10 protein-coding genes are annotated in these 13184 nt (G+C 70.4%); 3 read left to right on the top strand and 7 right to left on the bottom strand.

What is annotated here, in order from left to right; translation table 11 throughout:
* Nucleotides 1-118: 118 nt before the first annotated feature.
* The 3 genes from ACWDSI_RS08820 to cobN form a co-directional block, all read right to left on the bottom strand.
* Entirely contained in the window at nt 119-1744 is a 1626-nt protein-coding gene (locus tag ACWDSI_RS08820; protein WP_449746293.1) for an amidohydrolase, read from the bottom strand.
* Between the two features lie 36 nt (nt 1745-1780).
* Nucleotides 1781-2293, bottom strand: a complete 513-nt coding sequence (locus tag ACWDSI_RS08825) for an FxsA family protein (protein WP_449756312.1) — start codon at nt 2291-2293, stop codon at nt 1781-1783.
* Nucleotides 2294-2428: 135 nt separating this feature from the next.
* Nucleotides 2429-6055, bottom strand: a complete 3627-nt coding sequence (cobN, locus tag ACWDSI_RS08830; protein ID WP_449756313.1) for a cobaltochelatase subunit CobN — start codon at nt 6053-6055, stop codon at nt 2429-2431.
* 210 nt (nt 6056-6265) lie between these two features.
* Here cobN and cobG point away from each other — a divergent pair, with 210 nt between their 5' ends.
* From cobG to cobJ, 3 genes are read left to right on the top strand one after another with little or no spacing between them, the layout of a single operon-like run.
* Entirely contained in the window at nt 6266-7459 is a 1194-nt protein-coding gene (gene cobG / locus ACWDSI_RS08835; protein ID WP_449756314.1) for a precorrin-3B synthase, read from the top strand.
* Nucleotides 7460-7482: 23 nt separating this feature from the next.
* Nucleotides 7483-8106, top strand: a complete 624-nt coding sequence (locus tag ACWDSI_RS08840) for a precorrin-8X methylmutase (protein ID WP_449746297.1) — start codon at nt 7483-7485, stop codon at nt 8104-8106.
* 7 nt (nt 8107-8113) lie between these two features.
* Entirely contained in the window at nt 8114-9634 is a 1521-nt protein-coding gene (gene cobJ, locus ACWDSI_RS08845) for a precorrin-3B C(17)-methyltransferase (RefSeq protein WP_449746298.1), read from the top strand.
* Between the two features lie 8 nt (nt 9635-9642).
* Here cobJ and ACWDSI_RS08850 read toward each other — a convergent pair whose 3' ends face one another.
* The 4 genes from ACWDSI_RS08850 to ACWDSI_RS08865 are packed head-to-tail and all read right to left on the bottom strand — an operon-like array spanning nt 9643 to nt 13173.
* Nucleotides 9643-10410: a cobalt-precorrin-6A reductase gene (locus ACWDSI_RS08850; RefSeq protein WP_449746299.1), complete on the bottom strand. Its 768-nt coding sequence runs from the start codon at nt 10408-10410 to the stop codon at nt 9643-9645.
* Nucleotides 10407-11195, bottom strand: a complete 789-nt coding sequence (cobM, locus tag ACWDSI_RS08855; protein ID WP_449756315.1) for a precorrin-4 C(11)-methyltransferase — start codon at nt 11193-11195, stop codon at nt 10407-10409. Before cobM ends, ACWDSI_RS08850 begins: the two co-directional genes overlap by 4 nt.
* On the bottom strand, nt 11192-12403 hold the full coding sequence (gene cbiE / locus ACWDSI_RS08860) for a precorrin-6y C5,15-methyltransferase (decarboxylating) subunit CbiE (protein ID WP_449746301.1): 1212 nt from the start codon (nt 12401-12403) through the stop codon (nt 11192-11194). The genes cobM and cbiE overlap by 4 nt, the downstream gene beginning before the upstream one ends.
* Complete coding sequence (locus ACWDSI_RS08865; RefSeq protein WP_449746302.1) at nt 12400-13173, bottom strand: SDR family NAD(P)-dependent oxidoreductase; 774 nt, start codon at nt 13171-13173, stop codon at nt 12400-12402. Before ACWDSI_RS08865 ends, cbiE begins: the two co-directional genes overlap by 4 nt.
* Nucleotides 13174-13184: the final 11 nt, after the last annotated feature.

Below are 13184 nucleotides of genomic sequence, written 5' to 3' on the forward strand. Positions count from 1 at the left end.
CACACGGTCCATCGACCGTGGGCGGATGTGTCGCCGCGCTCGGCGGGTCCGGGCAGATCCGGCTCGTGCACACGGGTGCCGCCGCCGACCCGCTGCGCAGCAGTATCGGAGTCGCCCGTCACCAGCCCGCCCCGCGATACAGCTCCCGGCCGCGATGCACCGTCCGCACACAGCGGGGCAGGTCGGCTCCCGGGGAGACATCGGGCAGCGCGGGTACGCGGGACCGCGGGTCCAACGACCAGCGCTGCACGTCGGCGTGCGACCCGGCGACGACGAGTTCGTCGACCTCCCACACCGCATAGCTGGCGGGGGCCCCCGGAACCAGCGTGCCGGTGACGCCGTCGTTGACCGCCCCGGCCCGCCACCCGCCGCGGGTGCAGGCGGCGAACGCGGCACGAGCCGAGATCGCGCTGCGCGGCTGGTGGTGGTGGACAGCGGCACGCACCACGGCCCAGGGATCGATGGGAGTCACGGGTGAATCCGAGGAGAACGCCAAGGCCACACCGGCCTTCGCCATGGTCGCGAAATCGTTGAGGGAGGCGCCCCGCTCAGCGCCCAGCCGCTGCGCGTACAGGTCCCCCGGGCCTCCCCACACGGCGTCGAAACCCGGCTGCATGCACGCGATCACACCGCACCGACCCAGAACCTGCGCGTGTGCGGCTGACACCATCTCGGCGTGCTCGAGGCGGTGCGCGCGTGCGGCGACGGCCGGGGTGCCCAACTCCGCGGCCAGTGCGTCCAATGCCGCGGCCACAGCTTCGGTTGCCGCGTCACCGATCACGTGGAAACCGGCCTGCACACCGGCCACGGTGCAGGCGTGGAGATGGCGGTGGATGTCGTCGTATCCCAGGAAAGAGATGCCCCCGACATCGGGTTCGTCGGTGTAGGGCCGCGTGAGCCACGCGGTGTGCGAACCAATCGCGCCATCGATGAACAGATCGCCGCCGAGCGCATCGGCCCCGGTGATGGCCATCAGTTCGTGTGCGTGTTCGGCGTTTTCGACCGCCTGCCCCCAATAGCGTCGCACCTGCACCGGATGGTCGAGGTCGGCGAGCGCGAGAAAGTCGTCGAGGCCGCTGATCTCGGGGCCACCGTTCTCGTGGACGGCCACCACGCCGGCGGCCGCAGCCGCATCGAGGGCGCACCGTTGCGCCCGGGTGCGCATCGCCGGGGTGACCAGTTGCCACGCCATGGTGCGCACCAGGTGGTGGGCGTCGGCGATCAGTGGGCCGTCCGGGTCGAACCCGGCAGCCGATTCCAGGTCGGGGACGAGGCGGCGCAGGGCGGTGGAGGCGAGCGCCGAATGCTCGTCGACCCGCGCGAGGTAGACCGGCCTGTTGCCGACCACCGCGTCGATGTCGGCGGTGCTCGGGTGTGTGCGGTCGGCGGGATCGGTTGCCGCCCATGTCGAATCGTCCCAGCCGAGTCCCCAGATCAGGTCACCGTCGGCGGCGTCGGCGGTGGCGGCCGCCAGCCGCCCTAAGCAATCGCGGCGATCGGTGGCGTCGTTGAGTGTCAGGCCGAGCAGCGCGAGTCCGGTGGAGGTGACATGCACATGCGAGTCGACGAACCCGGGTGCGACGAAGCGACCGTCGAGGTCGGTGACCGTCGCGTCGGGATGCAGGGTTCGCCCGACGTCGTCGGCGCCGACCCAGGTGACGACGCCGTCGGTCACCGCCATCGCGGTGGCGTCGGGCGCGGAAGGTGAGTAAACGGCACCGCGCAGGAGCAGTTCGGTTGCCACGAGTGTTCAGTCTGCCCTGTCGGGCTGGTCAGGGATTCAGTGCCCCCGCGGCAGTTGCGGGGTGGCCGATCCCCGGGCGTCACCAGGATCGGTGAAGCTCGTCGCGACGGTGTCGCCGTCGATCACGGTTCCGTCGATCACGGTGCGGTCGCGGTAGAGACCGGTGGCGTAGAGGCCGGCACGGTCCATCGATTTCATCATCGTGCGGGTGCCCATGGCGACGACGAGCGGGCGGACGGCCGTGCGGACCCCGGGGATGAGCAGCAGAGTGCCCAACACCGTGGAGACCAGGCCGGGGACGATGAGCAGAACCGACGATGCGCCGACCACCGCGGTGTCGACGAGAGGGCCGCGCGCGTCCACCTCGTTACGTGAGGCCTTGCGCAATTCGGCGAAGACCTTACGGCCCTGCCACCGCAGCATGAGGAAGCCGAAGAAGGTGGCCAGAATCGTGATGAGGACGGCCCAGGCGATGCCGAGCGTCATGACCAGCGCGACGAAGACGGCGATCTCGAGCACCAGGTAGACGAGTGCGTAGGGGAATCGCATGGTCGTTGTTGCCTTTCTCCGATCCGGCGTGGCCGCCCCGTTGCGACGGCCGTTTCGTCCGGATCCGTTCATTCTTCCCTGTGTAACGAACGACGGCGCGATTTTGCTCCACTCGCTCCCGGACGACGCGCGTCGTCAGCCGGTGCGGTCCTCGATCTCACCTTCTGCCTGCACGTACACCGCGCGCAACTGGTCGAGCATCTCCGCGGGCGGTTGCTCCCACATGTCGCGCTCGACCGCTTCGAGAAGCCGTTCGGCGATGCCGTGCAGGGCCCAGGGGTTCGACTGGTTCATGAACTCCTGGTTGCGTTCGTCGAGCACGTACGACTCGGTGAGCTTCTCGTACATCCAGTCGGCCACCACTCCGGTGGTGGCGTCGTAGCCGAACAGGTAGTCGACGGTGGCGGCCATCTCGAACGCCCCCTTGTATCCGTGCCGCTGCATGGCGGTGATCCAGCGTGGGTTGATCACCCGGGCACGAAACACCCGGCTCGTCTCCTCCGACAGGGTGCGCGTGCGCACCGCATCGGGGCGGGTGGAGTCGCCGATGTAAGCCTCCGGCGAACGTCCGGTGAGCGCTCGCACCGTGGCCACCATGCCGCCGTGGTACTGGAAGTAGTCGTCGGAGTCGGCGATGTCGTGTTCACGGGTGTCGGTGTTCTTGGCGGCCACCGCGATCCGTGTGTAGGCCGAGCGCATGTCGTCTACCGCGGCGACACCGTCGAGTTCCCGGCCGTACGCGTAGCCGCCCCACTCGGTGTAGACGCGGGCGAGGTCGTCATCGGTGCGCCAGTCCCGCGAATCGATCAGCTGCAACAGACCCGCGCCGTAAGTGCCGGGTTTGGACCCGAAGATGCGCGTGGTGGCGCGGCGGGCGTCGCCGTGTTCGGCCAGTGCCGCGGCGGTGTGCGCGGCGACGTGATTTTGTGCGGCGGGTTCGTCGGCGCCGGCGGCCAGACGCACCGCGTCGTCGAGCATCGTGACCACGTGGGGAAAGGCATCCCGGAAGAAGCCGGAGATCCGGACCGTGACGTCGATGCGCGGACGGCCGAGTTCGGTGAGGTCGATCAGTTCGAGGTCGCGCACCCGCCGCGAGGCCTCGTCCCACACGGGCATCACGCCGAGCAGCGCGAGCACCTCGGCGATGTCGTCACCCGAGGTACGCATGGCGCTGGTCCCCCACACCGACAAACCCACCGACGCGGGATACTCCCCGTGATCACGCAGATAACGTTCGAGGAGGCTGTCGGCCATGGCCCGCCCGGTCTCCCAGGCCAGCCGCGAGGGCACCGCCTTGGGGTCGACGGAGTAGAAGTTGCGGCCGGTGGGCAGCACGTTGATCAGGCCGCGCAACGGCGAGCCACTCGGTCCGGCCGGGATGAACCCGCCGTCGAGGGCGTGCAGGACCTGCGGGATCTCCTGCCGGGTCTGCCGCAGACGCGGAACCACCTCGGTGGCCGCGAACTCGAGCACGTCGCGCACCGCGGGCGGATGACCGGCGGCGGCGTCGGCCACCGCGTTCTCGCCCCACTCCCCCTTCGCGCAGGCGGCGACCAGTTCGCGGGCGGTGTGTTCGACGGCGTCGACCTCGGTGCGCGGGGTCTCGGCGTTCTCGACGAGTCCGAGTGCTTCGCGCAGGCCAGGCAGCGCCGCGGTGCCGCCCCACAACTGCCGGGCCCGCAGCATCGCCAGCACCAGGTCGACCTCGGCGTCGTCGACGGGCGGTTCACCGAGAACGTGGAGTCCGTCGCGGATCTGCACGTCCTTGATCTCGCAGAGCCAGCCGTCCACGTGCAGCAGCATGTCGTCGAACACGTCTTCGTCGGGCCGCTCCGCGAGCCCGAGGTCGTGATCCATCTTGGCGGCGGTGAGCAGTGTCCAGATCTGCTGCCGAATGGCGGGCAGCTTCGCCGGATCGAGGGTGGAGATGTTCGCGTGCTCGTCGAGCAGCTGCTCGAGGCGGGCGATGTCGCCGTAGCTGTCCGCGCGGGCCATCGGCGGGATGAGGTGATCGACGAGCACGGCGTGCGCGCGACGTTTCGCCTGGGTCCCCTCCCCCGGGTCGTTCACGAGGAACGGGTAGATCAGCGGTAGATCGCCCAGTGCCGCGTCGGTCCCGCAGTCGGCCGACATGCCCAGGGTCTTTCCGGGCAGCCACTCCAGGTTGCCGTGCTTGCCGACATGCACCACGGCGTCGGCCCCGAAGCCGGGGATGTCGGACTCGTCTCCGGTGCGGCCGGCCAGCCACCGATAGGAGGCCAGATAGTGGTGCGACGGCGGCAGATCGGGGTCGTGGTAGATCGCCACCGGGTTCTCGCCGAAGCCACGCGGCGGCTGCACCATGATCGCGATGTTGCCGAATGTCAGTGCCGCCACCACGATTTCGCCGTCGTCGCGGCCGGATCGGTCGACGAAGAGCTCGCCGGGGGCTGGACCCCAGTGCTCCTCGACGGCGGTCCGTAGGCCGTCGGGGAGGGTGGCGAACCATCGGCGATAGTCCTCGGCGCCCACCCGGATCGGGTTGGCGGCCAGCGTTTCCTCGGTCAGCCAGTCCGGATCCTGACCGCCGGCATCGACGATGGCATGGATCAGCGCGTCCGAATCATCCTCGGCGAGGCCGGGAATGGCGCCGGTGCCGGAGTCGGGGCCGATGTCGTAGCCCGCGGCACGCATCGCCTGCAACAGCCGCAGCAGGCTGCGCGGCGTGTCGAGACCCACCGCGTTGCCGATGCGGGCGTGCTTGGTGGGATAGGCCGACAGCAGGATGGCCACCCGCCGTCGTGCCGTGGGGATGCGCCGTAGGCGGGCGTGCGCGATCGCGATGCCGGCGACGCGTGCGCATCGCTCGGTGTCGGGCTGATACCAGGGCAGCCCGTTGTCGTCGAACTCCTTGAACGAGAACGGAACCGTGATGATGCGGCCGTCGAACTCGGGTACCGCCACCTGGGTGGCGACGTCGAGGGGGGACAGCCCGTCGTCACCGTCGGCCCACTCGGCACGCGGGCCGGTGAGGCACAGTCCCTGCAGGATCGGGATGTCGAGTGCGGCGAGACGTTCGATGTTCCAGGCGTCGTCGTCGCCGCCGGCCGACGCGGTTGCGGGGGTGGCGCCGCCGGCCGCGAGTACGGTCACCACCAGCGCGTCGGCGGTGCCGAGCAGGTCGAGAAGATCGTCGGGCGCCGTGCGCAGCGACGCGCAGAAGATCGGCAGCGCCCGCGCCCCCCGCGCTTCGACGGCCGCGCAGAGTGCGTCGACGTAGCGGGTGTTGCCCGCGAGGTGTTGCGCCCGGTAGTAGAGCACGCCGATGACCGGTGCGTCGTCGGGAAGGTCGGCGGCATCCCGTTCGAGGACGCCCCATTCGGCCGTCTGCGCGGGCGGTTCGAAACCCAGACCGGTGAGCAGCACCGTATCGGACAAGAAGTTGTGCAGGTTCACCAGATTCGGGACGCCGCCGAAGGCGAGATAGTTGTGCGCGTCGGCGGCCACCCCGGCCGGCACCGTCGAGAGAGCCATCAGATCCGGGTCGGGCTGCTGTTCACCGGAAAGCACCACCACCGGTGTGCCGACCGAGCGCACCGTGTCGAGCCCTTCCTCCCAGGCCCGCCGGCCGCCGAGGATGCGGACGATGGTGAGATCCGCGGCGGCGACCATGGCCGGTACGTCGTCGAGAAGCAGCCGCGACGGGTTGGCCACGCGGTAGGGCGCATCGCACGCGTCCGCGGTGATCAGGTCGGTATCCGACGTCGACAACAGCAGAATCATCGGCACTCCTCACCGGGATGTCGCGCCCGGACGGTGATATCGCGGAACTCGGGGATACGAGGTGACGGGTCTGGCTCCGCGAGACACGATGAACGGTCCCGCGTCACAGTGGCGCGACCGCGCCGGAATCGCACCGGCTTCCGCACACCTCGTGTGCGCTCAGCCTAGTGCAGCGACCACCCCCACCAGAACCCGCCGTAGGCTGAAACGGTGAGTGCCCCCGACGCCCGCTCCGTCCGCGACCGATGCCCGGGCGTGTTCAGCCCACATCCCGCGGCCGATGGCGCGGTGGCACGGATTCGCCTGGTCGGGGGAGCAATCGGGTCCGAGCAGTTGCACACCCTGGCCGACGTGGCCGCGTCCTTCGGCGACGGTCACCTCGAATTGACCGCGCGGGGCAATCTCCAGATCCGCGGGATTTCCGACGTCGAGGGTGCGGGCGCGGCGATCGCCGCGACCGGGCTGGTGCCCAGTTCGAGCCATGAGAAGGCGCGCAACATCGAGGTGAGCCCACTGACCGGGCGGATCGGCGGACACGTCGACGTCCGGCCGCTGGCCACCGACCTCGACGAACGGCTGCGCGCCGACTCCGCACTCGCGGGTTTGTCCGGCCGGTTCCTGTTCGGTCTCGACGACGGACGCGGCGACATCGTCGGCGGCCGTCCCGACGTCGCGGCCGCAGCCCGACGGATCGGCACCGGCGAGGTGCGCTTCGACGTGATCGTCGACGGCGAACCGGTGGGATCGGTGCCGGCTATCGACTCGGTGGCCCCAGCCCTGCTCGACGTCGCACACGACCTCACCGACATCGACTCCTCCGCGTGGCGCGTCGCCGACCTCGCCGAGCAGCCCCGGCGCGTCCTGCTCGACCGTGTTCGCGGTCGTCTCGATCCCGTCGTCGGACAGGTGCCCGATGGGCCGCAGTCCGACGGGGCGGTGCCTGAGGGCCGGTCATCCGACAGCCCCATCGTCGGCTGGTTCGACCAGGACGACGGCCGCGTGCTCCTCGGTGCCGTGGTGGCGCACGGCAGGCTCCCGGCGCGGCTCGGTGAGTTCCTGGCGGCCATCGGGGCGCCCATCATCATCACCCCGCACCGCGAGATCCTCATCGGTGACCTCGGCGAGGGCGTCGCCGACACCGTGGTGCGGGTGCTGGCCCCGATGGGCCTCATCTTCGACGCCGCATCACCGTGGGCCCGGATCACCTGCTGTGTGGGCGCGCCGGGGTGTGCGCGATCGCTCGCGCCGGTCCGCGCCGACGTCACCGCCAGGGTGGAGTCGGGTGAGCCGGTGACCGCGCGCGAGCACTGGGTGGGATGCGACCGCGGATGCGGGTCGCCGAAACGGCCGCACATCCGCGTGGAGGCGTCACCCGGTGGATACCGCCGGGCTCCGGCACCGTGAGCGGTGTCTAGGGTGAGACCACGATGACCGAGTACCTGCGCGACGGCGCTGCCATCTACCGACAGTCCTTTGCGATGATCCGCGCCGAATCGGATCTGTCGGCGTTCGACGATGACGTCGCCGGTGTGGTGGTTCGGATGATCCACGCCTGCGGGCAAACCGACCTCCCCCACGATGTGGTGGCCACCGCCGGAGTGGTTCGGGCGGCGCGCGCGGCGCTGCGCGGCGGGGCGCCCATCTTCTGCGACGCCACCATGGTGGCCGCCGGTGTCACCCGGCGCCGGCTGCCCGCCGACAACGAGGTGCTGTGCCTGCTGCACGATCCGGGCGTCCCCGATCTCGCCGAACGCCTGCAGACCACCCGTACCGCGGCTGCGGTGCACCTCTGGTTGCCCCGGCTGGCCGGCTCCGTGGTGGCCATCGGCAACGCGCCCACCGCGCTGTTCGCCCTGCTCGACCTGATCGATGCGGGCGCCCCCCGCCCCGCGGCCATCGTGGGCGCACCCGTCGGGTTCGTCGGGGCAGCCGAATCGTGCGCCGCCCTGGCCGCGCGCACCGACCTCGACTTCATCACGGTGACCGGGCGCCGGGGCGGATCGGCGATCACCGCCGCCGCGCTCAATGCGCTGGCCAGCCCGCAGGAATGAGCGTCCGATGACCACACCCGTGCACTCTTCCCCACCCGGCACACTCTGGGGCGTCGGGCTGGGTCCCGGCGACAGCGAACTGGTCACCGTCAAGGCCGCCCGCGTGATCGGTGACGCCGAGGTGATCGCGTATCACTGTGCGCGCCATGGCAACAGCATCGCCCGCGCGGTGGCGGCGCCCTACCTGCGGGACGGGCAGATCGAGGAACGCCTGATGTATCCGGTGACCACGGAGACCACCGATCATCCCGGCGGCTATCGCGGGGCCCTCGACGACTTCTACGAGCAGTCGGCGCAGCGGCTCGCCGCGCACCTGCGGGCCGGCCGCGACGTGTGCCTGCTCGCGGAGGGAGATCCGCTGTTCTTCAGCTCGTACATGCACATGCACAAACGGCTCGCCGCCGAGTTCCCCGCCGAGATCGTGCCCGGTGTGACGTCGGTGAGCGCGGCGTCGGCCGCGGTCGGTATCCCGCTGGTGGAGGGCGACGAGACCCTCACGGTGGTTCCCGGGACATTGCCCCCGGACGAACTGATCGCGCTGTTCGCCGGTGCGGACGCGATCGCCGTTCTCAAACTCGGCAGGACGTTCGCGACCGTGCGCGAAGCGCTGACGCGCGCGGGTCGCCTCGACGAGGCCTGGTACGTCGAGCGGGCATCCACCGCGGTGCAGCGCGTCGCCCCGGTCGGTGAGGTCGATCCCGCGCAGGTCCCCTACTTCTCGATGGTCGTGGTGCCCGGTCGTCGCAACAATCCGCGGTTCGCCACCCCGTCTTCCGTTGCCACATCAGGTGAGGTGGTGGTGGTGGGTCTGGGCCCGGGAGCGGCCGATCAGACCACGCCGCAGGTGCGTGCCGAGCTCGCCGCGGCCACCGATCTGGTGGGGTACAAGACGTATCTGGCACGGCTGACACCGCGCCCGGGGCAACGCGTGCACGCCAGCGACAACCGGGTGGAGGCCGAGCGCGCCGAGTTCGCGCTCGATCTCGCCTCACGCGGTGCGCGGGTGGCAGTGGTGTCGTCGGGCGATCCGGGAGTGTTCGCGATGGCCTCGGCCGTCGCCGAGGTGGCCGCCGAAGCGCGGTGGACCGACGTGCCGGTACGCGTGGTGCCCGGGGTGACCGCAGCGACGGCCGTGGCCGCGGCGGTGGGCGCACCGCTGGGTCACGACTTCGCGGTGATCTCGCTGTCCGACCGGCTCAAACCGTGGGATGTGATCGCCGAACGCATCCGGTCTGCCGTGGGCGCCGACCTCGTGGTGGCGATCTACAACCCGGGATCGCGCAGCCGCACCTGGCAGGTGCCGCGGCTACGAGAGATCCTGATCGACACCGTGTCCGCCGACCGGACGCTGATCCTCGGACGCGACGTGGGAGGTCCCGAACAGGACCTGCAGGTCACCACGGTCGGCGAGTTGGACCCGGCGTCGGTGGACATGCGCACGATGATCATCGTCGGATCCTCGGCCACCCGCGTCGTCGAGCGTGCCGGGGGGCGGCTGGTGTTCACCCCGCGCCACCACGACGGCTGACGAGCGACTCAGGCCCGTTCGACATGCCGGTCCGCCAGTGTGGCCGTGACCCAGTCGGCGGCCGCATCGGCATCGGAAACGGTTGGTTCGCCACCGGTTTCGTCGGGACGGTCGATCATGATCACCCGCACCCCGAGGTGCCGGGCCGCGTCGAGTTTGCCTCGGGTGAGCGCGCCGCCGCTGTTCTTGGTGACCAGTGTGTCCACTCGGTGCGTGCGCATCAGCGTGGCCTCGTCGTCGGCGCGGTAGGGTCCGCGCGACCTCAGCAGCCGATGATGGGCGGGCAGCAGTGCGGTGTCGGGTGCGTCGACCACCCGGATCAGGAACCAGGCGGACGTGATCTCGGTGAACGCGCCCACATCCTGACGGCCGGTGGTGAGAAAGACGCGCCCGCCACTCCGGTCGACCTCGTCGGCCGCGTCGGCGATGGTCGGCACCACATGCCACGCGTCGTCGGGTCCGGGCGTCCAGGCGGGTCGCCGCAACCGGAGCAGCGGTGTGCCGGTGGCCGTGGCTGCCGCGACGGCGTGGGCGCTGATGGTGGTGGCGTACGGGTGGGTGGCGTCGACGATCGCGGCAATGTCGTGCTCGCGCAACCATTCCCGCAGCCCGGAGATCCCGCCGAAACCTCCGATGCGGACCTCCCCGACCGGCAGTCGGGGGTCGGCGACCCGGCCGGCGAGTGAGCTGATCACCCCGATCCCCCGTCCATCCAGCCGACCCGCGAGCTCGCGTGCCTCGCTGGTACCGCCGAGCAGCAGCACCTGCGCGGTCACGGGTGATCCCTGTGCGTGGCGGGGTCGGCACGCAACGCAGCCATCCGGGCGTGGGAGTAAAGATAGCTGTCGGTGGGTGTGCGCTGGTCCGACGAACCCAGCACCGGTCCGACAAGAATGACGGCGGTGCGCCGAATGCCGCTGTCGGACAGAGATTTCGGAAGCTCCGACAGGGTACATCGCACGATCTGCTGGTTGGGTCGCGAGGCGAACGCGACCGTTGCCGTCGGGCAGTCGGGGCCGTAGTGCGGCGTCAGCACCTCGACGAGTTCCGCGGTTCGGTGGGCGGCGAGATGCAGGGCGAGGGTGATCCCGGTGGCCGCGAGTCGGTCGAGTTCCTCGCCGGGCGGCATGTCGGTGGACAGCGTCGACACCCGGGTGATCAGTAGGCTCTGCGCCACCCCGGGCACGGTCAGTTCAGTATCCAGGGCCGCGGCCGCGGCGGCAAACGCGGGCACTCCGGGCACGATCTCGACGTCGATGCCCCGCTCTTGTAGCGCGCGATGCTGTTCGGCGAACGCCGAATACAGCGAGATGTCGCCGGAGTGCAGGCGCGCCACGTGGTGCCCGGCACGATGGGCGGTCTCGATGTGACCGATGATCTCGGCCAGCGGCATCCGGGCGGTGTCGATGAGCACCGCATCGGCCGGACACGCCTGCAGCATCTCGGCGGGCACCAGCGATCCCGCGTAGAGGCAGGTTCGGCATTCGCCCAGGATGCGGGCACCCCGCAGGGTGATCAGGTCGTGGGCGCCCGGTCCGGCGCCGATGAAGTAGACGGTCACGGCTTCTCGGCGATCCACTGCACGATCGGCAGCACGGGCCGCCAGGTGGTCATCGACCCGAGCGGTTCCACCGTCTCGATCGAGATGCGGCGCAGCACACCGCCGTGGGCGCGATGCCAGGCGGTGAGCTGTTGCTGCGACTCGACGGTCACCGCGTTGACGACCATCGTCCCGCCCTCGAGCAACGCCTCCCACGCGGTGGCCATCACCTCCTCGTCCAGACCTCCGCCGATGAAGACGGCGTCGGGGTCCGGGGCTGCGGCGAGCGCCGCGGGCACCTCGCCACGCACCGACAGTGCGCCGCACACGCCGTGCCGGTGCGCGTTCTCGGCGATGCGGCCGGCGCGGCCGGTGTGGCGTTCGAAGGCGATGGCGTGCCCGGCGGGATCGGCCCGCAGCCATTCGATGGCGACGCTGCCCGATCCAGAACCGATGTCCCACAGCAGTTGTGGGCCACCGGGCCGGAGTGCGGCGACCGTCAGCGCCCGCACCGGCGACTTGGTGATCTGTCCGTCGTGGGTGAACTCATCGTCGCCACGTCCGGGCGCATTGCTGCCGCGAGGCCCGATGCACGCGATCGCGACGATGTTCAACGGGTCGAGGTCGTGGTGGCGCCAACTGCGGGCGAGTCCTTCCACCACAGTCTGCCGGGGGCCGCCGAGCTGTTCGAGCACCGTCAGCGTCGACCAGCCGAATCCCTGCGCCGTCACGACCTCGGCGAGTTGGGCCGGGGTGTGCCCGTCACGGCTCAGTACCAGCAGGCGCCGGCCGTCGGCGAGTTCGGGGATCACCGAGTGCACGTCGCCGCGCAGGGTGGTGATGACCCGGGTGTCCACCAGGTCCCACCCGAGCTGCGCGCACGCGAGACTCACACTGGACACCGCGGGGATCACCGTGACACGTTGCGCACCCACCGATTTGACCACCGAGCTGCCGACACCGTGGAACATGGGGTCGCCGCTGGCGAGGATGTGCACCACCGGCCGGATGTGCTCGGCGAGCACCGACGCCAGGTGGGTCGACATCGGGGTGTGCCAGCAGATCACCTCGGCGTCGACGCGTTCGATCAGATCGAGCTGACGCCGTGACCCGTAGATGACCGACGCGCCACGCAACTCCGTTCGCGCCCGTTCCGACAGTCCGCTCCACCCGTCCGCGCCGATCCCGACGACGACGAAGCGGGTGGAGATCGGCTGATCGACGGTCATCGTGGCAGCCGACGCCAGATCGCGCGCGGCATCAGACGCATGGCGAACGCCACCGGCCGCAAGGCCGTGGGAATCCACACCTCGCCCCGGCCCTTGCGGTACGCCCGTACCACTGCGTCGGCGACTTGATCGGCGGTCACCGACATGGGCGCCGGTGGCGTGCCCGCGGCCATCAGATCCGCGGTCATGTGACCGATCACGAAACCGGGACGGGCCAGCAGCAATCGCACCCCGCTGCCGTGCAGGGCGTCGGCCAGGCCGCCGGCGAAGCCGTCGAGTCCCGCCTTCGTCGAGCCGTACACGTAGTTGGCGCGGCGCACCCGCACCCCGGCGATCGACGAGAACACGATGATGGTGCCCGATCCCTGCGCGCGCATCGCGTTGGCCAGTGGTGTGAGCACACTGATCTGCGCGACGTAGTCGGTGTGCGCGATCTGCAGTGCGTGGGTGACGTCGTGTTCGGCCCGTTGCTGATCGCCGAGAATGCCGAAGGCAACGATGGCAACGGCGATCGGTCCGTGATCGGCGATCAGGCGATCGACCAGCGCGGTGTGGGTGTCGGTGTCGTCGGCGTCGAACGCGACGGCGATCACCTCGGTGGCCCCGGCGGCGTTCAGCGTCGCCGTCTCCTCGACCAGGTCGTCGGGCCGGCGTGCCGCGAGCACCACGGTGCGCCCGGCGGCGAGGCGGCGTGCCACCTGCAGTCCGATCTCACTTCGGCCGCCGAACACCACGATGGCACCGGGGTCGATGTGCCGAGTGTTCGCCATGTGTGCAGTAT

Source organism: Gordonia sp. NPDC003429, assembly GCF_053588575.1.

Coding starts and splice junctions, on each gene's coding strand:
- ACWDSI_RS08825 (WP_449756312.1), bottom strand. CDS start 2,293: ATGCGATTCCCCTACGCACTCGTCTACCTGGTGCTCGAGATCGCCGTC.
- cobJ (WP_449746298.1), top strand. CDS start 8,114: ATGACCACACCCGTGCACTCTTCCCCACCCGGCACACTCTGGGGCGTC.
- cbiE (WP_449746301.1), bottom strand. CDS start 12,403: ATGACCGTCGATCAGCCGATCTCCACCCGCTTCGTCGTCGTCGGGATC.
- cobN (WP_449756313.1), bottom strand. CDS start 6,055: ATGATTCTGCTGTTGTCGACGTCGGATACCGACCTGATCACCGCGGAC.
- ACWDSI_RS08865 (WP_449746302.1), bottom strand. CDS start 13,173: ATGGCGAACACTCGGCACATCGACCCCGGTGCCATCGTGGTGTTCGGC.
- ACWDSI_RS08840 (WP_449746297.1), top strand. CDS start 7,483: ATGACCGAGTACCTGCGCGACGGCGCTGCCATCTACCGACAGTCCTTT.